At 37.4% G+C, this 21704-nt stretch carries 15 protein-coding genes and 2 pseudogenes; 11 read left to right on the top strand and 6 right to left on the bottom strand.

The features are described 5' to 3' along the window. Nucleotide 1: 1 nt before the first annotated feature. Nucleotides 2-523 (top strand): L,D-transpeptidase family protein, encoded by a 522-nt coding sequence (locus GN157_RS07620; protein WP_157482668.1) that lies wholly within the window; start codon nucleotides 2-4, stop codon nucleotides 521-523. Between the two features lie 106 nt (nucleotides 524-629). On the opposite strand, the gene GN157_RS07615 is transcribed toward GN157_RS07620, so the two are convergent. Further along, nucleotides 630-3029, bottom strand: coding sequence for a TonB-dependent receptor domain-containing protein (locus GN157_RS07615; RefSeq protein WP_157482666.1), 2400 nt, complete (start codon nucleotides 3027-3029; stop codon nucleotides 630-632). 357 nt (nucleotides 3030-3386) lie between these two features. On the opposite strand from GN157_RS07615, the pseudogene argS (GN157_RS18075) reads away from it, so the two are divergent. The 6 genes and pseudogenes from argS (GN157_RS18075) to GN157_RS07590 form a co-directional block, all read left to right on the top strand. Continuing rightward, nucleotides 3387-4028: pseudogene (gene argS / locus GN157_RS18075) on the top strand (arginine--tRNA ligase domain-containing protein); the annotation flags it as partial. A 303-nt stretch (nucleotides 4029-4331) separates the two neighbouring features. Next, nucleotides 4332-5489 (top strand): annotated as a pseudogene (argS, locus tag GN157_RS18070) (arginine--tRNA ligase); the annotation flags it as partial. Nucleotides 5490-5504: 15 nt separating this feature from the next. Further along, a complete protein-coding gene (locus GN157_RS07605; RefSeq protein WP_317163518.1) occupies nucleotides 5505-7001 on the top strand; it encodes an SGNH/GDSL hydrolase family protein in 1497 nt (498 codons plus the stop codon). Then, a complete protein-coding gene (locus GN157_RS07600) occupies nucleotides 6994-8412 on the top strand; it encodes a LysM peptidoglycan-binding domain-containing protein (RefSeq protein WP_157482662.1) in 1419 nt (472 codons plus the stop codon). Before GN157_RS07605 ends, GN157_RS07600 begins: the two co-directional genes overlap by 8 nt. Beyond that, a complete protein-coding gene (locus GN157_RS07595; RefSeq protein WP_157482660.1) occupies nucleotides 8412-10082 on the top strand; it encodes an MBOAT family O-acyltransferase in 1671 nt (556 codons plus the stop codon). The genes GN157_RS07600 and GN157_RS07595 overlap by 1 nt, the downstream gene beginning before the upstream one ends. A gap of 89 nt (nucleotides 10083-10171) precedes the next feature. After that, the gene (locus tag GN157_RS07590; RefSeq protein ID WP_157482658.1) at nucleotides 10172-11566 is read left to right on the top strand and encodes a peptide-N-glycosidase F-related protein; all 1395 of its coding nucleotides are present in this window, start codon (nucleotides 10172-10174) and stop codon (nucleotides 11564-11566) included. Between the two features lie 54 nt (nucleotides 11567-11620). Here the strand turns inward: GN157_RS07590 and GN157_RS07585 are convergent, their stop codons facing one another. From GN157_RS07585 to GN157_RS07575, 3 genes are read right to left on the bottom strand one after another with little or no spacing between them, the layout of a single operon-like run. Next, on the bottom strand, nucleotides 11621-14164 hold the full coding sequence (locus GN157_RS07585; RefSeq protein ID WP_157482656.1) for a TonB-dependent receptor: 2544 nt from the start codon (nucleotides 14162-14164) through the stop codon (nucleotides 11621-11623). Further along, nucleotides 14161-15075: a FecR family protein gene (locus tag GN157_RS07580; RefSeq protein ID WP_157482654.1), complete on the bottom strand. Its 915-nt coding sequence runs from the start codon at nucleotides 15073-15075 to the stop codon at nucleotides 14161-14163. The genes GN157_RS07585 and GN157_RS07580 overlap by 4 nt, the downstream gene beginning before the upstream one ends. A gap of 48 nt (nucleotides 15076-15123) precedes the next feature. Then, the gene (locus GN157_RS07575) at nucleotides 15124-15645 is read right to left on the bottom strand and encodes an RNA polymerase sigma factor (protein ID WP_157482652.1); all 522 of its coding nucleotides are present in this window, start codon (nucleotides 15643-15645) and stop codon (nucleotides 15124-15126) included. Between the two features lie 105 nt (nucleotides 15646-15750). On the opposite strand from GN157_RS07575, the gene GN157_RS07570 reads away from it, so the two are divergent. From GN157_RS07570 to GN157_RS07555, 4 genes are all read left to right on the top strand, one after another. Beyond that, nucleotides 15751-16428, top strand: coding sequence for a hypothetical protein (locus GN157_RS07570; RefSeq protein WP_157482651.1), 678 nt, complete (start codon nucleotides 15751-15753; stop codon nucleotides 16426-16428). Nucleotides 16429-16501: 73 nt separating this feature from the next. Then, the gene (locus GN157_RS07565) at nucleotides 16502-16963 is read left to right on the top strand and encodes a hypothetical protein (RefSeq protein ID WP_231749082.1); all 462 of its coding nucleotides are present in this window, start codon (nucleotides 16502-16504) and stop codon (nucleotides 16961-16963) included. 401 nt (nucleotides 16964-17364) lie between these two features. Further along, on the top strand, nucleotides 17365-18705 hold the full coding sequence (gene ffh / locus GN157_RS07560; protein WP_035130085.1) for a signal recognition particle protein: 1341 nt from the start codon (nucleotides 17365-17367) through the stop codon (nucleotides 18703-18705). 57 nt (nucleotides 18706-18762) lie between these two features. Further along, complete coding sequence (locus GN157_RS07555) at nucleotides 18763-19650, top strand: bifunctional 5,10-methylenetetrahydrofolate dehydrogenase/5,10-methenyltetrahydrofolate cyclohydrolase (RefSeq protein WP_157482649.1); 888 nt, start codon at nucleotides 18763-18765, stop codon at nucleotides 19648-19650. A 180-nt stretch (nucleotides 19651-19830) separates the two neighbouring features. On the opposite strand, the gene GN157_RS07550 is transcribed toward GN157_RS07555, so the two are convergent. Continuing rightward, nucleotides 19831-20673, bottom strand: a complete 843-nt coding sequence (locus GN157_RS07550) for an SDR family NAD(P)-dependent oxidoreductase (protein ID WP_157482647.1) — start codon at nucleotides 20671-20673, stop codon at nucleotides 19831-19833. Between the two features lie 84 nt (nucleotides 20674-20757). Next, on the bottom strand, nucleotides 20758-21654 hold the full coding sequence (locus GN157_RS07545) for an AraC family transcriptional regulator (protein WP_157482645.1): 897 nt from the start codon (nucleotides 21652-21654) through the stop codon (nucleotides 20758-20760). Nucleotides 21655-21704: the final 50 nt, after the last annotated feature.

The following is a 21704-nucleotide window of genomic DNA, read 5'->3' as shown; positions in this document are numbered from 1 at the left end:
AATGAAACTTCGCAGGATGATTCTTTTAGGAATGTTATCTGTGCCTATTGTTTTGGGAATATATTATTTCCTTCCCGAAAAAGCATTGCCTAAAGGTAGTGTGGTAGACAGGTTAATAGTGTATAAATCCAAAAGGAAAATGCTTGTGTACAATGGTGATAAACTATTAAAAACGTATACTATTTCGTTAGGGAAAAATCCGTTAGGGCATAAACAGTTTGAAGGGGACAATAAAACTCCCGAGGGTGTTTACAGTATTAACGAACGTAACCCTAACAGTGCCTATCATAAAAATCTTGGTGTTTCGTATCCTAATGTGGCCGACAGGGAGTTTGCTGAAAAACAGGGTAAATCTCCGGGTGGACTTATTAAGATACACGGACTGAGAAATGACAGGGGGTATATAGGTAAGTTTCATCGCTGGAAAGACTGGACAGCCGGTTGTATTGCAGTAACCGATGAAGAGATAGATGAGCTTTACATAGCGGTAAAAGAAAATGCAGTAATAGAGATACTGCCTTAAAATAAAAAGCCCGGAACATTGTTCCGGGCTTTTCTTTTAACTAACTACTAATCTCAAATGATTGAAAAAACGAAATTTCACTCTATTTGTTTACTTTATATATTTTTTAGAACATGCCTCCGCTGCTCTGTTTTGTATTGTTGTCACGGTACTTGCGTTGCATAGCTCTGTTTTTACCACCACCAAACCTGTAGTTCAGGTTGAAATAAACCGTTTGACTTTCCCAACGGAACTGTCCTCCCTGTGGGAATGGGTTTTGGCTGTCAAAGGCATAGCGCATGGTTTTGAACATGTCGTTAAAGCGAAGGCTTAATGACATTTTATCGTCAAGAAGGCTGTAACGAACACCCGAGTCTACCTTGTACATTTCTTTGCTGTTGTTTTGTACTCCGTTAACAGGGCCTCTGTAAAAACCAAACAGTATAAAACTCAGTCTTTGATTAACTCTTAAGTTTGCGTTTAACCTGGCGTTAAAAGCATTAGCGTCTATCGATTTGATTACAAAATCATACTCTCCGTCAGGTTGCAGTATACTTACAGCACCTTTTTGCGAAATGCTCGAAAAATCGATTGCCGGTTGTATGTCTATCCACTTTGCGATTCTGTAATTTGCCGAAAGTTCAAAACCATAAGAGTTGTTTTTGTCATAGTTGTCAAAACTCATTATCTGGTCATTTTGATTCTCTGTGGTTTCATCAGGATATAAAACCCTGCTAATCTCATCGTTTATAAGTCGGTAAAATACCCCTCCTGTGATTGAAGAGCCCTTGCCAAACATTTTGGTATAGTTAAGTTCAACCGAATTGGTGAACTGAGGTTCAAGCTCTGGGTTACCTAATGAAGTAATCAATGGTGTAGAGAACTCCCTTATAGGTTTTGTTTGTTCTAAACTCGGTCTGTCTACACGACGGCTGTAGCTTAACTGAAACATGTTCTTTTGGTCAAGGCTATAGGTTAGGTATGCCGATGGGTAAACCGTAATATAATCATCGTCAAAATTTACGTTACCGGTTACAGATCTTGCTTTTACCTTATAACTCTCAAAACGTGCTCCTACCTGATACCCGAACTTTTCAAATTTTTGCCCGAATGTTGCATAAGCAGAATAAATATCGGCATCATAAGAATAATCAGAAACCGGGTTAGTGATTAACGGGTTGGTTGTTTGGTAATCGTTGTCTGAACGGATTAACCTTGCCTCAGCACCTAGTTCCAGTTTTGATTTATCACTAAGCGGATTTACATAATCAAGGTTTAAAGTCGCATTTTGACGTGTGTCTTCAACCCTGTCTACATAGTTACTTGGAGTGGTTCCTGCAACAATATTATAAACACCTGCCTGAGCGCTTTTGGTATCATTTAGGTTTCCTTCAAAATCAAGAGTATGACCTTCTTTGTCAAACTTATGCTTGTAAGCAAGGTTGTAAGTGTTATTATGGTTTCCGCTAATAAAATCAGAAATTTGTGAAGTATCGTCTTCCGCGTCGTTCAGGTAATCAATACCTATGTCTATTCTGGATTCGGCATCAAAACTATTTAGGTTTACGTATGCAGAAATAGTGTTGTTGTCATTGATGTAAAAATCCAGTCCGAATTTACCAAAGTAGTTCTCGTTATCATTGTAAATATCTAAATCCTGAAACGAGTTAAGGTTTGGGCTGTTTCTGTAAACCTCTCCCCAGTTATAACGCTTACCTAAGTTATTACCCATATTGGTAAAGAAATTCACTTTGCCCGAACGGTAGTTCATATCAAGCGAGTTATTGTACTTAGGTACCTTACCAAAGGTAATCCCGGAATTAAAGTTGCCGTTAAACCCATCGTTGGTGTTTTTGTGCAGGATGATATTGATAATACCCGACATACCCTCTGGGTTATACTTGGCACTAGGGTTGGTTATAAGTTCTATTTTTTTGATAGAAGTAGAAGGGATTTGTTTTAATAACTGCGCCGGACTAATATTAGTAGGTCTTCCGTCTACCAGTATTCTTACGTTTTGATTACCACGAAGGGAAATGTTACCATCCTGATCTACATTTACACTAGGTATATTGTTCATAATCTCACCGGCAGTTCCTCCTGCGGTAGTAAGGTCACGACCTACGGTGATAACCTTGCGGTCCAGTTTCTGTTCAATGGTAGATACCTCTTTTACAATCTCCACTTCCTGTAATTGGGTAGCTTCTTCAGTAAGAGTGATGGTGCCCATGTCAAACGTTTTTACACCCTCGCCAAGAGTAATGTCTCTTTTAAAGGTTTTGTATCCCATAAACTGGGCTTCAACAGAGTATTTGGCTAGCGGAAGGTTTTTGATATTGAACTTACCGTTGTCGTCTGTAATGATTCCGGTAACTACTTTGTCACCGTCTTTTACAACTATGCTAACATATGGTAGAGGTTCTTTAGAGTTTTTATCGTTAACCTCTCCCGTTATACTGCCCGGGTTTTGAGCATACATAGAGAATAGGCTCCCAAACAGGAGCGCAAAAAGCAATTTGAATTTCATTTGTTCGAAAATTGATTGATGATTGATGATGTCTTCGTGTAGTTTTTAAAACATATGCGCTACACAAAATCCTCCAAAACGTTTTTAAATCTATTTATCCGCTTTGTTACACATAAGACAATAGAGTGCAGGAAATGTTACATATTTTAACATGTTTTTTTTCTTCTTTTTTTAAAAGGGCTCATTAATAGAGGGGTAGTAGTTGTTATAATTGTTTGTAAGGGTGTGTTGTGTGTTAGTTTTAGGGGTGAAATGAGAGTGTGATTTAAAATATGATTGCAGTAATTATTTTAGAGATTTTCCTTTTAGCCTGTCAGGCAAATATTTTATCTTTGCAGGCTTAAAAACATTATAAAAATGGCATTGTCACAAATACTTACTTCCCATATCGAAAAAGCGATAAACGAATTGTTTGGTGTAACCCTTGAAAAGGTTGAACTACAGGCAACACGAAGGGAGTTTGAAGGCGATATTACCATGGTTATTTTCCCTTTGCTAAAGCTTGTAAAAAGTAATCCGGTAGAGCTGGGAAATAAAATAGGCCAGTACCTTGCAGATAACTCAGAGATTGTTGACCGATACAATGTAGTATCGGGCTTCCTTAATATTGTTATTGCAGATGCCTATTATGTAAACTTTTTTAATGATATAAAAGAAGATGAGAATTACGGACTGTTATCTCCGGAACCGGGAGACAAGGCTGTAATGGTAGAGTATTCTTCACCAAATACAAATAAACCACTTCACTTAGGTCACGTGCGTAATAACCTTTTAGGTTATTCGGTAGCCGAGATAATAAAAGCATCAGGTAAAAAAGTATATAAAACCCAAATTATTAACGATAGGGGTATACATATTTGTAAATCGATGCTGGCATGGCAAAAATTTGGTAACGGGCAAACTCCCGAAAGCACAGGCTTAAAAGGAGATAAGCTTGTAGGTAATTTTTATGTGGAGTTTGAGAATGATCTTAGAAAACAAGCTAAACCAATTTTTGAAGCTTTTGTAAAAGGAGATTTTTCTCTGGATAAAACCAATAGCGGTGAAAAACTTAGCGGTTTTAATACAGAGATTCAAAAATTTACAGCTATGCGTGACGATAAGATAGCGCAACTGGATTTTGAAAAAATAACTTCTTTTGATAGCGAACTGGCTGCCGAGATTAAAAATGGTCTTGAGTCGGGTTCTACAATTTCTAAAGTTTTTTCTGCTTTCAGGAAAAACGCACAGGATGATTTAGTAAAATCAAAACCTTTTAAAGAGGTCGATACTTTATTGAAGCCAATTATTTCTTTAGAAGATAAAATAGATGGTTTGGTTTCTGAAATTAATGATGCTGCCCGTAACAATACGGAAGTAATGCAGGAAGCCAAAGAAATGCTACGTAAATGGGAAGCCGGAGATCCCGAAGTAATTGCACTTTGGAAAAAAATGAACCAGTGGGTTTACGACGGTTTTGCAACTACATATAAAAACCTTGGGGTTAACTTTGATAGCTACTACTATGAGAGTAATACTTACCTTTTAGGTAAAGATGTGGTGGAAGACGGTTTAGCAAGAGGCGTGTTCTTTAAAAAGGAAGACGGTTCAGTATGGATTGATCTTACAGATGAAGGGCTTGATGAGAAACTGGTACTTCGTTCTGACGGTACATCGGTATATATTACTCAGGATATAGGTACTGCAATTCAGCGTGTAAAAGATTATCCTGATGTAGGCGGTATGGTATATACTGTGGGTAACGAGCAGGATTATCACTTTAAGGTACTTTTCCTAATTCTTAAAAAATTAGGATACGATTGGGCTGCAAGCCTTTATCACCTGTCTTACGGTATGGTTGATCTTCCGTCAGGAAAAATGAAGAGCCGTGAAGGTACTGTTGTAGATGCTGATGATTTAATGAATGAAATGACTGCTACTGCAAAGCAGATATCTGAAGAGCTTGGCAAACTTGAAGGTTATAGTGAAGAGGAAAAAACTAACCTGTACAAAACAATAGGTATGGGAGCTTTAAAATATTACATACTAAAAGTAGATCCTAAAAAACGAATACTGTTTAACCCGGAGGAATCGGTAGATTTTGCAGGTAATACAGGTCCGTTTATACAATATACTTATGCAAGGATACAGTCGCTTATCCGTAAGGCTGACTTTGATTTTTCTGCACCTTTAAGCAGTGCTGATGTGGTGCTTCACGAAAAAGAAAAAACAGTACTTAAGTTAATTGCTCAGTATCCTGAAGTTATACAAAATGCTGCCGAAAGCCATAGTCCGGCATTAATAGCCAACTATATTTACGAGTTGGTAAGAGAGTATAATTCTTTCTACCAAACTGTAACCATATTGGGGTCTGAAGTAGAAACCGAAAAAATATTCAGGATACAGCTGTCTAAAAAAGTGGGTGAGACAATAAAATCTGCTTTTGCTCTGTTAGGTATAGGTGTACCTGAAAGAATGTAATAAACATCCAGTTTTGTGAGTCAGAAAAATAAGCCTTACTTTTTACAGTCGTTCGCTATTGTAGTATTGTCAATAGCGGCATTTGTTGGCTTTAAATCTTTTTTACCTGAAAAGATTTTTACAGAAACCGAAACCGTTAGCAAAAATGTAGTGGTAGATAGTTTACTGCTGGATGCTATTGAGGTAGAAAAGGCAATAAAGGCAGAAGATACTGCTGCTGTGGCAGAGGTGGATACACTGGAGGAATCAGAAATTGTTTTTGAGGAAAAACACGGTATACAGTTTCCGCCCGAGACTTTTGAACAGTACAAAGGGTATCAGCATCTTGTTGCTCTTTTCCAAAAATTATACGAACTGGAAGAAACCGGAAGCGGTAATGTGAGGATTGCCTATTTTGGTGACTCTATGACCGATGGTGATATGATAGTGCAGGACTTCAGGTCTAACCTTCAGGAGAAATTTGGAGGTGAGGGAGTAGGTTTTGTAAATATCACATCAGAGTCGGCGGGTTCCCGTGCTTCGGTACAACACCAGTATTCGGGCAACTGGAAAACACAGTCCTACTTAAATGTAAAACGTCCTGACAGCCCGTTTGGCGTTAACGGATATGTATTCTTTACAAAACACGATACTGTTAAACCTACATGGGTAAAATACAGGGCAGGAGGTTTAAGGCACATGAACAGGCTTAACAGCCCTACACTGTTTTATGGTAAGAGTAATAATGCCGAAGCTAGTGTGGAATTTATAGCCGGGAAAGATACTCTTGTAAAAAAACTTAACCCTGTAAATAAGCTTAATACATTACTAGTTACTTCGGCTAATCCAAGGTCGCTTGAAGCCGACTTCATTAAGGCAGATTCTATTCCGTTTTACGGATTTAATTTTGATAACGGTAAAGGTGTACATGTAGATAATTTTTCTAACAGGGGGAATTCGGGTTTGCCTATATCGCTGTTCAATACCGGTGTTATGAAAGCTTTTAATGATAAGCTTGGCTATGATCTTATAGTGTTACACTACGGTACTAATGTTTTAAATTACGGTTCGTACAATTATACCTGGTATGAAAAACGTATGGGTATTGTTGTAAATCACCTAAGGGAATGTTTTCCGGGTGTGGATATACTTATCATTTCTACAGCCGATAAGGCTACCAAGTATGATATGGAAATGAAAACAGATTCGGCTGTTGTGCCTTTAACACTGGCACAAAAGCGTTATGCTGTACAAACCGAGTCAGGGTTTGTGAATCTGTATACACTTATGGGAGGTGATGGCTCAATGGTAAAATGGGTAGATGAGGAAGTGCCTGCTATGGCTAATAAAGATTATACTCACTTTAACTACAGAGGTGCCAAAAAAGTAGCCGATCTTATTTATACGCAGCTTATAAATGGTTACGAGAAATATAAAACTCTAAAGAAAGCAGCTGAACCGAAAGTAGAGGAAGAAGTTCCGGTAAAGGAAAACGATTCTATAACCGTTTTAAAAGACAGTATTAATGGTTAAGAAGTTAGGTTTCATAGTATTTGCATTATTCTTTTTTGCTAATGCATTGGCTCAGGTGGATACTGATTCTACCGAGGTGAGTATGGACAGTATTGTTATAGATAGTACTGTGATACTTTCTGATAATATCATTACCAATTCATCAGTTTTAAATTCAGTTTTTGAAAAATTATTCCAAATAGAGACCGAAGGTAAAGGGCATGTAAATATTGTGCATATAGGTGATTCACATATCCAGGCCGATTTAATTACTGGAGCTATTCGTGAAAAACTACAGCAGGAGTTTGGGAATGCCGGTGCGGGTTTTTCTTTTCCGTATAACTTAGCTAAAACCAACGGAGGGTATAGTGTGAAGTTTTCGTCTAATGCTGCCTGGGAAAACAGAAGAAATGTTTACAGTCCGGACGGAACCGAAGTAGGTTTAAGTGGTATAGCACTAACTACTAACGAAGATTTTGCTATGGCTATTGAGCCTCGTGATACTGCCAATGCCTTTAATACTATAAAAATTATTACGCCGCATAATCTGCCAATGTTTGATGTGGCTACGAGTTCAAAAACTATTATACTGGAGTCAACCGAACCAAAGGTGATAACACATAAAATTAAAAGTGGTGATGCACTTTCGTTAATAGCACAAAAGTATGGCACAACCGTATCGGAGATTAAAAAAGCAAACGGGTTGCGCAATAATAATATACGAGCAGGAAAGACTTTAAAAATACCAACAGGGGAAAAGGTAAAGAAAGAGATAGAAAGATCGGAGTTTATTCCTCTTGCGTTGCAGCAGGATAGTACTTATAGTTATTATTACAGTGAGGAAGCCCTGTCAAAAATATATCTGCTGGCTAATAAAAACCAAAAACAATACAATCTTAACGGTGTTGTGTTAGAAAAAGATAATGCCGGAGTTTTGTATCATGCTATAGGCGTAAACGGTGCAAAAAGTTCTGATTACAATAAGTATCCTATGTTTTTTGATCAATTAAGGGCGCTTGAACCCGATTTGATTGTGATTTCATTAGGGACTAACGAGTCTTTTGATAAAATGTCTGCTTCAGATTATATGGAGCAGATGAATGGTTTTATAGACAGTGTTAGGGCGGCAAACCCTTATGTTTGTATTTTGGTTACTACTCCGCCACCTTCTCTGTTTAAGAGGAAGTATCCTAATACTTTTGTAGCCGATTATGCAAAAAGCCTTTGTGTTGAAGAAACCGAAAAAGATTATGCTACCTGGGATTTGTTTACGGTAATGGGAGGGTTGTTCAGTGTAAACGATAATGCCAAAAAAGGATTGATGTCTTCAGACAGGGTACATTATTCAAGAGACGGATACAAACAACAGGGTATACAGTTTACCGAAGCATTTTTAAACGCATATAATAATTTTAAAACAAACAGGGAATAATGCAGTTTACAGATTTTGTGCCGCAAATTTCATCTTGGCAGGACGTGTTGGCGTGGTTCGCATATAATCCAAAAGAACCTTTGCTGTTTAATTCGGCCCGCTTCCTTAAGCTGTTTGTTGTGTTTTATGGGATTTATCTTTTGTTGCGAAATACTTTCCGCCTAAGGATATTTTACGTAATCGCGTTCTCATTGTATTTCTATCAGCAGTCCAGTGGCTTTTATTTTTTGCTGCTGTTGTTTACTACGTCGCTCGATTATACACTGAGTTATTTTTTATACCGGGAAACCGATACATTTAAACGAAAACTGTATGTATGGTTTAGTGTGGTGGTGAACCTTAGTTTTTTAGCCTATTTTAAATATACCAATTTCCTTATAGGGAGTTATAATGATCTTTTTGGAGGTAGTTTTGATTTTCAGGATATTATACTTCCGGTGGGTATATCGTTCTATACCTTCCAGTCCATTAGTTATACTATAGAGATATACAGGAAAGAGATTACGCCGGCAAAAAGCTTCCCGGATTATGTTTTCTTTGTGTCGTTTTTCCCGCAACTGGTAGCAGGACCTATTGTAAGGGCTAAAGATTTTATACCAAAAATTTACGAAAAGCTTCATATATCAAGGGAAGAAGTTAACTACGGGTTGTTCCTTATTATTGGAGGACTTATAAAAAAGGCGGTAATATCTGACTATATTTCAATCAACTTTGTAGATCGTGTTTTTGATGCGCCAAACAGTTATACGGCTTTTGAAAATCTTATGGCAACCTATGGCTATACATTGCAGATATATTGTGATTTTTCAGGATATTCTGATATGGCAATAGGTATAGCTTTATTACTTGGTTTTGAGCTTCCGCCTAACTTCCATACACCATATAAGTCGTCGTCTATTACTGAGTTTTGGAGAAGATGGCATATCTCGCTTTCAACATGGTTAAAAGACTTTTTATACATATCTGTAGGAGGGAACAGAAAAGGGACTTTTGCAGGGTTTTTATTTCCGTCGTTATTCTTTTTTGGTTTAATACTTTGGGGTGTAACATATGGACCTGATAGTAACCTGCCGTTTATATTAAGCCTTGGTGCCACCCTGTTATTTATACTTACGTTTGTGCTTTCCAAAAACAAGGAAAAAACTATGTATACCAATTCCAACCTTATGACTACAATGCTTTTGGGCGGATTATGGCACGGCGCAAGCCTTCGTTTTATTATTTGGGGAGCATTGCACGGTATGGCACTTTCGGTACACAAGATATTTTTGGAGTTTTTCCCTTCAAAAAAGAATAGTAAAACCACTATTGGGTCGGCAATATGGAAAGTATTCTCGGTTGTTCTTACCTTTCATTTTGTAGCCTTTTGCTGGATATTCTTTAGAGCTAAAGATTTTACTACAGCACTAGATGTGATTAATAATATTGGTAAAGTGACTTTTGAGCCCGAAAAATGGCAAACTATAGTGCTAGGATATAAAAATGTATTCCTTTTAATGTTAATAGGTTATGTGTGGCATTTCCTTCCGGAAGGCTTTACTCAATTTATGAAACAAGCCTTTAATAAAATGCCGTTAGTGCTTAAGGCTGTTATTTTAGGACTGGCTTACTGGTTAGTATATGCAACAGCTTCTGCAGGGCCACAACCGTTTATTTATTTCCAGTTTTAATACTTTTTCATAAAGTAGTTAGATAAGTTAGGTTTTTTTGCAAAAAAATTATTAAATTTCGCGCCTTAACACATGCTTAACTATTAACTATGAGAAAAAAACTACTTTTTGCTTCTTTTTTGTGTTTCTCTTTATTTAGCAGCCCTACGCTAAGAGCACAGGAAGAGCCGTATACCTTACAGGTTTTTGAGGAAGCCGTATTTTATGGGATGTATAATGGACTGGTTAATGAACCGGTTCCGGAAGGTGCTATTCGTAACAGTAACTCATCTTACGGGAAAATGCTAACCGAAGAACAATTAGCTTCGTTTGGTAATACGTTAACAATGACTGTTACTTTAAATCCGTTATGTGATAACTATGACAGGATTGGTAATGTAAACCTTGCTTTTGTTCCAAAAGGACAAACCACTTATGTATATAATGAGGTAGACAGGATAGAACTTGGGCGTTTTATTACTCCTTTTATGGATATGAATGCTACGCTTCAGGAAGTGCCATATGAATTTGACTTAGATAATATTACACAAATATTTCATGATGAAAATATTACTTCAGTATATGACCTGTGGGTAGAGCTAGAGGTTTATGGACATCAGGGTACACCTAATGTTGATGGAGCTGCAAATGAAATAGACGGATGTGAAAACAGAATTGATGTTTATCAGGGTAACTTAGAGTTTACTTCTACAAATGATCCTCTTATAACTAATGGAGATGATAACGTTTTTAAACCGCTATCATACAAATATGAGCTTAAAAACTATACTCTTGACGGTACAGATGTACTGGGAGAGACAGTTAGAACAATAAACTTTACCCTTGAAGAGGCTTTACCTAATGCTAAGTTTTACCTTATTACTTCAAACCACGGATCTAACTCAGGTGGGGAGGAGTACATAAGAAGACAGCATTATGTTTATTTAGATGATGTAGAGGTTGCGACTTACAAACCAGGAGGGGTTTCTTGTGTTCCTTTCTTTAATTATAATACTCAGCCTAGCTGTATATATTATGACTGCTATCAAAACCCTTCACCACCATTACCTGATAATGATGCTGCTTGGTCTTGGAATAACTGGTGTCCTGGTGATAAAATTCCAATCAGGGTAATTGAGCTTGGCGATCTTGCTGCGGGTGAGCATTCGTTTAGAATTGAAGTGCCGGATGCTGTTTTTAATGGTGGTCAGGGGTATTTCCCAATGTCTGTTTATCTACAGGGGTTTTCTCAAACATTAGGAGTTGAAGATTTTAATACAACAGCATTTAGTTTATTTCCTAACCCTGTTGTAGATATTGCTGAAATTCAAACAGTAGAAGGAAGCAGTATAAGTAATGTAACAGTTGTGAATACACTTGGTCAGATTGTTTATTCAGGAACAAGTGAGAAAATGAATCTTTCTCAGTTACAAAGTGGGGTATATATTGTTAATGTTAGATTCTCTGATAACAGAATCGGTACTCAAAAGCTTATAAAAAACTAATTGATTAAATAATAGTTGAAATAAAAAAATCTGCCATATGGCAGATTTTTTTATTTAGAATTTTAATCTTATCATAGCATTTGGTGTTCTTTCAACCGAATAGGTATTTACTACTTCAATAAGATCGGTTTCATCATTGATACGGTAATAGCGATTTATTATATTCTTTTTGTTTAACACATTTAATATAGAGATTCCCATTTGCAGGGTAGCCATGTTTTTAAGCTTTAAAGAATAAAGGGTAGAGAAATTAACCTGAAAGAAGTTCTCTATGTTGTCATCATTTGGTGATGCGTAGCTTATTTCTGGATACCCGGGAGTGTTGTATACGGGGTCATTACTTAGAGGTATTGTTTCGGGTCTTCCCGTAAACCATTTGCCTCCTAAGGCAAGTTTAAGTTTTTTCCATTCGTAAGTGGCAGCACAATTAATGGTGTGTTTTAATTCAAGATTATTTGGGAACTTAGACTGGCTAAACTCTTTAAAGTCATATTTGTTATTGTTCCAGGTGTAGCTAAACCATGCATAAAAGCCATGAAACTGTTTTTGTACCAGAAACTCTGTTCCAAAAACCCTGTAGTCACCTGTTAGGTTAAGGAGCTCAAGCTGGTTTTGAAAACCCTGTTCGGCAGTTGTAATACCCGATACTTTTTTGTAAAAGTTTTCGAGTGAGACCTGCCATCCTCCCGATTTATAATATACACCCGCCGATATCTGTCTGCCTTTTTGTATAGGGATATCATTTCCGTTTGCCATTATCCACCTTCTTTTTTCAATGCCTAAAAAGTCCTGCTGTACCTCGGCAACCTGAGAAGTGGCTTGGCTTTTAAATTCTCCCAAAGCTTCGAGTTTCCACTTGTTATTAATAGTGTAATTAAACTGTAATCTTGGCTCTAAAAGAAAAGTAGACAGGCTGGAAAAATAGTTACCTCTAAGTCCAAATTTTGCATAAAATTTACTGTCTTCGGGATTGTATTCTGCTTCGCCTATAAGTGCATGACTTCTTAGTACATCTTTTGTGGTTTGGAAATAATCAGGAGAGTTTATCCTGTTAGTATTTTTTATTCCCAGTTCGCTGTATTGGTAGCCTGTATGTAATGTTAAGTATGGTTGTAGGTTGGTACGGTTGCTTAAACGTAAGCCGGTATCTACTATGTTGTTTTCCTGCTCTACAACCTGATTGTTTAATAAGGCTTCGTTATTTCCGTTTACATGGTAGTAAGAACCGTATAAGGTAATTTCACCATAGTTTTTTTCATTCCATTGTGATTTCCATGTGGCAGATCCTCCAAGAGTAAGCTGGGACAGGTTGCTGTTTTTTACTAGTACACGGGTAGAAGTAATAGTTCCCTGAGTAAAATCGAGCTCATTGTTTATGCCTATAAAATCAATAAATAAGTCGCTCTTGTCGCTGGTTTTAAGGTGGTATTGTCCGGTAAAATCATAGAAGTAGAACTCCTTGTCGCTTTTATAGTTAACATCGTTACTGTTGCTAAGTTCGGTAACTACTGTGTTTTGGAAAATCCTTTTTGAATATTTGCTGTAAGCCGGAAGGTCTATAGCATCGGTAAAAGATCGTCTGGCCGATAGTTCCAATCCTGATTTTTCGGATAGTTTTACAACCGAATAGAAATCGGCGTTAATCATATTCGTTCCTATGCCAAAGCTGCTTTCGTCTATGTTTTCAGATCTTGAAGATATATCAACCACACTCGATACGCTCTCTCCATAAAAGGCAGAAGTTCCGTTTTTATATATTTTTATCTGATGGGGCAGGTTTGGGTTAAAGCCCGATATAAGCCCGAAAAAGTGCCCGGTTTGAAAAAGGCGTATTCCGTTCCATAAAAATAGATTTTGGTCGTGAGTACCACCCCTTACATTGATGTTGGAAACAGTTTCATCAATACTGCTTATACCGGGTAATTGCTGCATGGTTTGCAATACATCGGGCTCTATAAGCCCGGGAAGTATACCAAACTTTTTAGGTTTAATAATAAAGCTGCCATCATCCTTTTTAGAGATACCGGTGGTAAGGTAACGTTCGGTAACAATCTCTTCAAGTGTGGTGGTGAAAATAAGTTTAAGGATAATAGTACGGCAATCGTCTTTAAAGCTATTTACCGTTAATGTAATGGGTTCGTAAGCGGGATGGCTTATTTCTATAAGGTCATTTTTGTTTCTAACGATTTTAAAGTAACCATCCTTATCGGTTTCTGCCTGTTTGTTGTTTTGGGAAGTGTATCTTATTAGTGCTCCTTCAATAGGGACTGTATATTCATCCACTATATATCCACAAATATATTCCTCGCTAACCGGTTTGTAAACGCTTATATATTTGCCCGATTGTTTAAAGCTAAGACCTGTTTGGGTTCTGATATAGGATAGTTTTTCTCCAATAAGTAAGCTTTTTTGCGGAGGTACTATTTTAAGCGGACTGATATCACTATTAAGGTAGCTGAATTTTACACTGTGCTGTTCTTCAATTTGTGCCAGTATGGTTTTTAAAGGCAAAGCCTTATCGGCATCCTGGGCATAGGTAGCCCGGACGAAAAAAAAAAATAGTACATAAAATAAAAACAGTCCTTTTTTTAATATCATTCGGCCGATAAAATAACGGAGCCCTTACCTGCTTTTTTAGCTTTTAAATGATACTTGTCTGTAAAAAAGGCTAACGTAGTGTCAAGTTCGTTCATAGGCAGGGTACCTGTAAATACATTTTCAGGAGATAGGGAAACATTTTTATCCAGCTCTATTTTTACTGCATAATGCCTTTCTATTTCTTTAATAATATTTTCAGGCTTCTCACTTACAAAAGTTACTTCATTATTCATCCAGCCCGGTTGTGCAGCTTGTGTTTCTGGGATAGTTATTTCTTCTCCATCTTCAAAGGTAATACTTTCGCCCGGAGTTAGAAATACTTCCTGTGATTTATAAGTAACTTTAACCTTACCCTCAAAACAGGTAACATCAAAGCGGTTATCTCTGGCTTTTACATTAAATTGAGTGCCTACTACAGTAACCTTTCCAAGTGGAGTGTTTACATCAAAGGTTTTTCCTTTTGCCACCTTAAAGTAAGCTTCACCTGTAAGGTTTACACTTCTTTTTTTGTTCCAGTTCCATGATTTGAATTCGGCTTCTGAGCCTGAGTTCAGAACAACGGCCGATTTATCCGGTAGCAGGAATTCGGTTTTTTCACCAGCCTGAGCTATTTGTGTAGTAGTATTGTTTGTGTAGAATACAAAAGTTAGGCAGAGTGCAATAATCAATACGGCAGCTATGCGCACCAACCAGGGCTGATGTAGCTTGACCACTTTAGTTTGCGGTGCCTGTCTTTTTTCTGTTATAGCGTTATATAGTCTATCAGTATCCGTTTCCGGAGCCTGCAGTTGAGCAGAATATTCTGCGATTTTCCTGTAAGTGTCAAACTCAGGTAAAGATTCAAATTCCTTTAGCTCCTTTTCATCCATCTCTCCTGCAAGCCACTTCGCTAATTTTATATCCTCTTTCATTATTATGTTTGTTGCTTTGATTTGTAAACAGTTAATTAAATAAATACCCTACCTGAAATTTTCAATTTCTTTTCTCAGTTGTAGTAAAGCACCATGAATTCTTTTTTCTACGGCTTTAACGCTTATGTCTAAAATCTCGGCAATCTCATAGTATTTTTTGCCGTCTATACGATGCATAAGGAAAGCAGTGCGTTGCGCTTCAGATAGACTGGCTATAGCCTTTTGCAGTTTTATCTTAAACTGGTCTTCTTCCATAATAAACTCCGGGCTTTCTGAGGAAGAAGTGGGACCGTTGTGTTTTTTAGCATACTCCAGTACAACCTTTTGGTGTGCTATATGGTTTAAGGAAGCATTGTTTGCAACGGTGTAAATAAATGACTTGGCTTTTTCGGGAGGGACATTGGCACAGTTTTCCCATAGCTTAATAAAAGCTTCCTGGGTAACATCTTCGGCACGTTCTTCATCACCAAACTTATAATAAAGATAGTTTTTGAGCGTTTTTACGTGTGTTTTGAAGAAATTGGAAAAAAGCAATTCTTCGCAAATATTCGATATGGAGTTATTTTTCATTTTCGGAGTGCAATATCAATGTGAAATTATAAAAAATAATGCAAACAGGTAGGGATTTTCCCTTTTAAACTGTTTAATTATTGTCCGAAAACGGTAAAAGTGTATATGAAGTTCGTCAAAGCAAAAATAGATATTTTTTTTATTCTCATAACATTATTGCTGTTTTCCTGTCAAAGTGAAGAAAATATTGTTTTGCAGGATACTTCGGGCAATCTTCTTTCGGGATCAGAGTTGGCTGTCAAAATGATGAAAGTAACTCAAAATCCCGTGTTTGCCGATAATATTATAGATAGTACCGATTGTTTTTCGGTTAAACTGCCGGTTGTGGTTATTGCAAACGGGCAGGAAATTACTATTGATACCGATGCCGATTTTGCTCTTGTTAAAGATGTTTTCAACCAGTCTCAACAGGATGTTGATGAGGTGCAGGTACAACTCCCGGTTACAGTTGTATATGCTGATTATATCGAGGAGGTTATAAATACCCAACAGCAATGGTTGCAGGCGTCTTCCTGTAATGAAAGCGGAGGTGACTTAACCTGTATTGCATTTGAGTACCCTTTGTCTGTAAATACCTTTGATACGGTAAACCAAATTGCAGATGTTGTGGTTGTGGATGATAATATGGAGTTATATGGTTTTTTGAGCAATCTTAATGATAATGTACAGGCTGCGATTGCATATCCGGTTGTGGTATTGTCTCCTGATGGTAATGAAATAAGTGTTACAGATAATGAGGAGTTGCTTAATGCTATTAATCAGTTTGCGAATTTGTGTGAATAAATCGGAAAAAAGAGTTAAATTGTTGTAGTTGAGAAAATAACGGTAACGAATACTAACTTAAACTACTACAATTATGAAAAAACATGTTTTAAAATTAATGTTGGCATGCACTTTGATAACTGTATTGCTGTCGTGCAGTTCTGATGATGATAACTCACCAGTTAATACAGATACATCACAAATAGTGAGTGCGGCACAAAGTGGTACCTGGAGTATTACATCTTTTGTAGACTCGGGTAATGATGAAACAAATCACTTTACGGATTATGCTTTTACTTTTGGCAGTAACGGAGTGTTAACCGCAGTGAATGGTGATACCACAGTAACAGGTACGTGGTCTGTAACTACAGATGATAGTAATGATGATAACCCTAGTGGTGATGTTGATTTTAATATCACTTTTGCATCACCGGCAGATTTTGTTGATCTCACGGATGATTGGGATGTCGTTACAGTAACATCGACCACTATAAGCCTGATTGATGTGAGTGGCGGAAACGGAGGTACAGATACCCTGGTGTTCCAAAAGAATTAAAATAATATCCTTTACTGTTTTTGCAGAGAAGGATTAACAATAAATGAAAAAGAAAAACTAGCTATCTATTTCGATAAACGGAAGCTTCAAAGTTATTTGAATTGCTATGAAAACTAAAAAAAGCCAAAGTTTATCTGTGCGAAAAACCAGTCTGAAAAGGCTGGTTTTTTTATTTTTTCGAAAAAAAAATGAAATCAGGGTAGGGTGGAAAACCTTATGACTGTTTTACTATCAACACCGATTAACAGATGCAATAATCGTAAAGTTTGTGTTTTTTTTTAATATTCAAGTTTTTTCCTCAAGAAAACCAGTCCTAAAGGCTGGTTTTTTTATTGCATAACGCTGTTAACTTCAAAATCAAATTCTTAAATTTGCACCTTATAAAATCTGAACAATAAATTATGTTTGATAATTTAAGTGATAAGTTAGACAAAGCCTTTCATATTCTTAAAGGGCACGGAAAGATTACCGAAGTAAACGTAGCAGATACCCTTAAAGAAGTTAGGAGGGCATTACTTGATGCCGACGTTAACTTTAAGATAGCTAAAGATTTTACCAATAAGGTGAAAGAAAAAGCTATTGGCGAGAATGTATTGACTACATTACAGCCGGGGCAGCTTATGGTAAAGCTTGTGAAAGACGAGCTAACCGAACTTATGGGTGGCGATGTTGCAGGGGTTAACCTTTCGGGTAATCCATCGGTAATATTAATGTCCGGTTTACAGGGTTCGGGTAAAACTACTTTTTCCGGTAAGCTTGCTAACTTTTTAAAGACTAAGAAAAACAAGAAACCTTTACTTGTAGCCTGTGATATTTACCGTCCGGCGGCGATTAACCAGCTTCACGTAGTTGGAGAGCAAATAGGTGTAGAGGTATACTCTGAAGAGGGTAATAAAAATCCTGTAGAGATTGCACAAAACGCTATTAAGCATGCTAAGGCAAACGGCTTTAATGTAGTGATTGTGGATACCGCAGGTCGTCTTGCTGTTGATGAGGAGATGATGAACGAAATTGCTAACGTTCACAAAGCCATAGAGCCAAACGAAACGCTTTTTGTGGTGGACTCCATGACAGGTCAGGATGCTGTTAATACTGCTAAAGCTTTTAACGACAGACTTAACTTTGATGGTGTTATACTTACCAAGTTAGATGGTGATACCCGTGGTGGTGCCGCTATATCTATTAAATCGGTAGTAAATAAACCAATCAAGTTTATTGGTACAGGTGAGAAGATGGAAGCTATTGATGTTTTCTATCCTTCACGTATGGCCGACCGTATTCTTGGTATGGGTGACGTTGTATCGTTAGTGGAAAGAGCGCAGGAGCAGTATGATGAGGAAGAAGCAAGAAAACTTCAGAAAAAAATCGCTAAAAACGAATTTGGTTTTGACGATTTCCTTTCTCAAATACAGCAGGTAAAGAAAATGGGTAACATGAAAGACCTTATCGGGATGATTCCGGGTGCAGGTAAAGCCCTTAAAGATGTAGAGATTGAAGATGATGCTTTTAAGCATATAGAAGCTATTATACATTCCATGACTCCGGTTGAAAGAAGCAAACCGTCTGTTCTTGATGCAAAAAGAAAGAACAGGATTGCTAAAGGATCGGGTACGTCCATACAACAGGTAAACCAACTGCTGAAGCAGTTTGACCAAATGAGCAAAATGATGAAGATGATGCAGGGAGGTGCAGGCAAAAACATGATGCGAATGATGGGGGGTATGAAAGGCATGAGGCCATAAGAAACTGTAGAGGCGCGGGTAACCGCGTCTTTTTTAATAATAATTAACAGATATAACATGCAGTTATTAGACGGGAAAAAAATTTCTGAAGACATTAAGAATGAGATTGCCGCTGAGGTAAAAAAAATGAAGGACAATGGTGAAAAAGTACCTCACCTTGCAGCGGTTATTGTTGGTAATGACGGAGCAAGCCTTACTTATGTAGGTAGTAAGGTAAAGGCATGCGAGCGCATTGGGTTTGAGTCTACACTTATAAAATTACCAAGTACTATCTCTGAAACCGAGCTTTTAAAGAAAATTGAAGAGCTTAATCAGGATGATAATATTGATGGTTTTATCGTACAGCTTCCGTTACCGGAACAGATAGACGATCAAAAGGTGCTTATGGCTATCGACCCTAGTAAGGATGTTGATGGTTTTCACCCTGAGAACTTTGGTAAAATGGCTTTGGATATGACTACTTTTATCCCGGCTACTCCGTTTGGTATTCTTGAGCTTTTAGAGCGATACAATGTACAAACTGCAGGTAAGCATACAGTAGTTATTGGTCGTAGCCACATTGTAGGTAGACCAATGAGTATCCTTATGGGACGTAAAGGTTTCCCTGGTAACTCTACTGTAACACTAACACACAGTCATACTAAAAACATTAGCCAGATTACTACTCAGGCCGATATTATCATTACAGCTTTAGGTGTGCCTAACTATCTAAAAGCAGAAATGGTGAAAGATGATGCTGTAATTATTGACGTGGGTATTACACGTGTTCCAGATGAGACTTCTGAAAGAGGTTACAGGATTACAGGTGACGTAGATTTTGCTAACGTTAGCAAAAAAGCATCATACATTACTCCGGTACCGGGTGGTGTAGGGCCAATGACAATTGCAATGTTACTTAAAAATACTTTACTTGCAAGAGAGCAAAGAGCAATGAGAGGACAATAATCCTTTTATTTCTTTATATAAAAACAAAGGCTGCTAATTTTATTAGCAGCCTTTTTATTTTGGATCTTATACTAAAAAATCAATTTTGATAATTTATTTTAATGCTTAATTAAACGGAAGGGTATAAAAAACAAAAGGACTTACGTACTGTAAGTCCTTTGTAAAACAGGAATTGTAGGTTTAAAAATCAGTAGCTTTAGTAGTACCTTCCCATGCTTTTAGTTCCTGTTCTAAGTTTTTAAGCTTGGTTTCTGCCATTTGATATGCATCACTACCGAGAAAAAGGTATAATGGCGGATTAGCAGTTTCTGAAATCTTAATAATTTGCTCAACACCTTTTACAGGATCTCCGGGTTGGTTACCGTTAATGGTGTTTTCATGCAGTGACTGTGAGTTTCTTGCCGAAGTATAGGCTTCCATTGGATTTTGTGTTGCCGCAAGTGAATCAGAGTTTAGGAAGTTAGTCCTGAAATAGCCCGGTAATACTAGCGTTACGTTTATATTAAAGTCTTTCACTTCTTCTGAAAGGGCTTCGGTGAAACCATTTACAGCGAACTTAGTGGCACAATAAATACCAAATCCCGGGAAGTTTCCTATAAAACCGCCTACAGATGATATATTGAAAATGTGTCCTGACTTCTGTTCGCGTAAATAGGGAAGTGCTTTGCGTATAACATTGAGTGTGCCAAATACATTTACTTCAAAGTTTTGACGTGCTTCCTTGTCTGTGAGTTCCTCAACAGCGCCTAACAGTCCGTAGCCTGCATTATTAACAACGTTGTCCAGTTGGCCAAATTTTGCAACAGTAGCTTGTAGTGCCTGTTCAACACTATTCTCACTGGTAAGATCTACTTCTAACGGAAGTAAATTTTCATGTTCTCCGGCAGCAGCTAATAATTGGGCTTTATTCCTTGAGGTAGCAGCAACATAGTTTCCTTTTGCTAAAAGCTGTTTTACAAATTCCAGTCCTAAGCCTTTACTGGCTCCGGTAATAAACCATACTTTTTTCTCTTTGTTTTCCATAATTGTTCGTTTTTAATTATGGTACAAAGTTATGGGCAGGGTAGGGCTTATGGCTTGCTCCGGTCAAACCAATAATTACAAAAATCAAACATTTCTGTAATGGGAAGGTGTTTGGGTGGTTTTCTTCTTGAAAAAGTTATTGAAATGCGAAGGTTCCTCAAAGCCAAGGCAGTTGCTAATTTCAGCGATATTCCAGTCGGTATGTCTTAAAAGAGCTTTTGCTTCAGCCAGTAAGCGTTCACTAATAAGGGTAGTAGTCGTTTTACCGGTAGTTTGTTTTATGGCGCGGTTAAGGTGATTAACGTGTACTGATAGGGTTTGTGCAAAATCATTTGCCGATCGCATACTGAAACGCTGTACAGGTGTTTCTATAGGGAATTGCCTTTCAAGCAGCTCATTGAATACAGAAGTAATGCGGGAGTTGGCATTAGGGTGAGTGTACAGGTTTTCTGCCGGTTCGGTTTTAAGCGCAAGGTGGATAATCTCATTAAGGTAGCCTCTAAGTAAATCATATTTAAAGGCATAATCAGAATTGATTTCATTGAGCATTTTTTCAAAAATAGCAGCAATAGCTTCTTCCTGAGTTTGATTCAGTATATAAGACGGTTTACCTCCCGGAGTAAACATGGGTAATTCATTTAGACTGCCTCTTGTTTTTTCGGTGAAAAATGGTGCGGTGAATATGCAGAAATAACCTGTTGGGTCTTCTGACAAGGATTCCCATGTATATGGAACCTGCGGGTTAAAGAATACCAGAGATGTGCCGTCTACCTCTAAACTTTTATCGGCATAATGGTAGCGGTTTTTACCTCTTACAAAAGTAACCTTGTAGTAATCCCTGCGGGCATACCTTATTTGTTTGCCGGGTTGCAGGCAGTCTTCCAGCCTAAAAACATTAAAATGACCAATGCTGTCGTTAATGTTTTGTGGTACTTCTTTCCTTTTATCTATATAAAACTGGGTGATAGATTCTGATTCCATATTGAGGGTGATTGCGAAATTCAATCAAAGATACAAAATATTGTAGTTCC

The sequence above is a fragment of the Flavobacterium rakeshii genome (genome assembly GCF_009741375.1).
Lineage (GTDB): Bacteria > Bacteroidota > Bacteroidia > Flavobacteriales > Flavobacteriaceae > Flavobacterium > Flavobacterium rakeshii.
This window is presented reverse-complemented; position numbering and strand designations above follow the sequence as displayed.

Bases quoted from the DNA above. Each gene is read 5' to 3' on its own strand.
- GN157_RS07595 (WP_157482660.1), top strand. From the start codon at position 8,412: ATGCAGTTTACAGATTTTGTGCCGCAAATTTCATCTTGGCAGGACGTG.
- GN157_RS07585 (WP_157482656.1), bottom strand. From the start codon at position 14,164: ATGATATTAAAAAAAGGACTGTTTTTATTTTATGTACTATTTTTTTTT.
- GN157_RS07555 (WP_157482649.1), top strand. From the start codon at position 18,763: ATGCAGTTATTAGACGGGAAAAAAATTTCTGAAGACATTAAGAATGAG.
- GN157_RS07590 (WP_157482658.1), top strand. From the start codon at position 10,172: ATGAGAAAAAAACTACTTTTTGCTTCTTTTTTGTGTTTCTCTTTATTT.
- GN157_RS07565 (WP_231749082.1), top strand. From the start codon at position 16,502: ATGAAAAAACATGTTTTAAAATTAATGTTGGCATGCACTTTGATAACT.
- GN157_RS07570 (WP_157482651.1), top strand. From the start codon at position 15,751: ATGAAGTTCGTCAAAGCAAAAATAGATATTTTTTTTATTCTCATAACA.
- GN157_RS07575 (WP_157482652.1), bottom strand. From the start codon at position 15,645: ATGAAAAATAACTCCATATCGAATATTTGCGAAGAATTGCTTTTTTCC.
- GN157_RS07620 (WP_157482668.1), top strand. From the start codon at position 2: ATGAAACTTCGCAGGATGATTCTTTTAGGAATGTTATCTGTGCCTATT.
- GN157_RS07550 (WP_157482647.1), bottom strand. From the start codon at position 20,673: ATGGAAAACAAAGAGAAAAAAGTATGGTTTATTACCGGAGCCAGTAAA.
- GN157_RS07600 (WP_157482662.1), top strand. From the start codon at position 6,994: ATGGTTAAGAAGTTAGGTTTCATAGTATTTGCATTATTCTTTTTTGCT.
- ffh (WP_035130085.1), top strand. From the start codon at position 17,365: ATGTTTGATAATTTAAGTGATAAGTTAGACAAAGCCTTTCATATTCTT.
- GN157_RS07580 (WP_157482654.1), bottom strand. From the start codon at position 15,075: ATGAAAGAGGATATAAAATTAGCGAAGTGGCTTGCAGGAGAGATGGAT.
- GN157_RS07615 (WP_157482666.1), bottom strand. From the start codon at position 3,029: ATGAAATTCAAATTGCTTTTTGCGCTCCTGTTTGGGAGCCTATTCTCT.
- GN157_RS07545 (WP_157482645.1), bottom strand. From the start codon at position 21,654: ATGGAATCAGAATCTATCACCCAGTTTTATATAGATAAAAGGAAAGAA.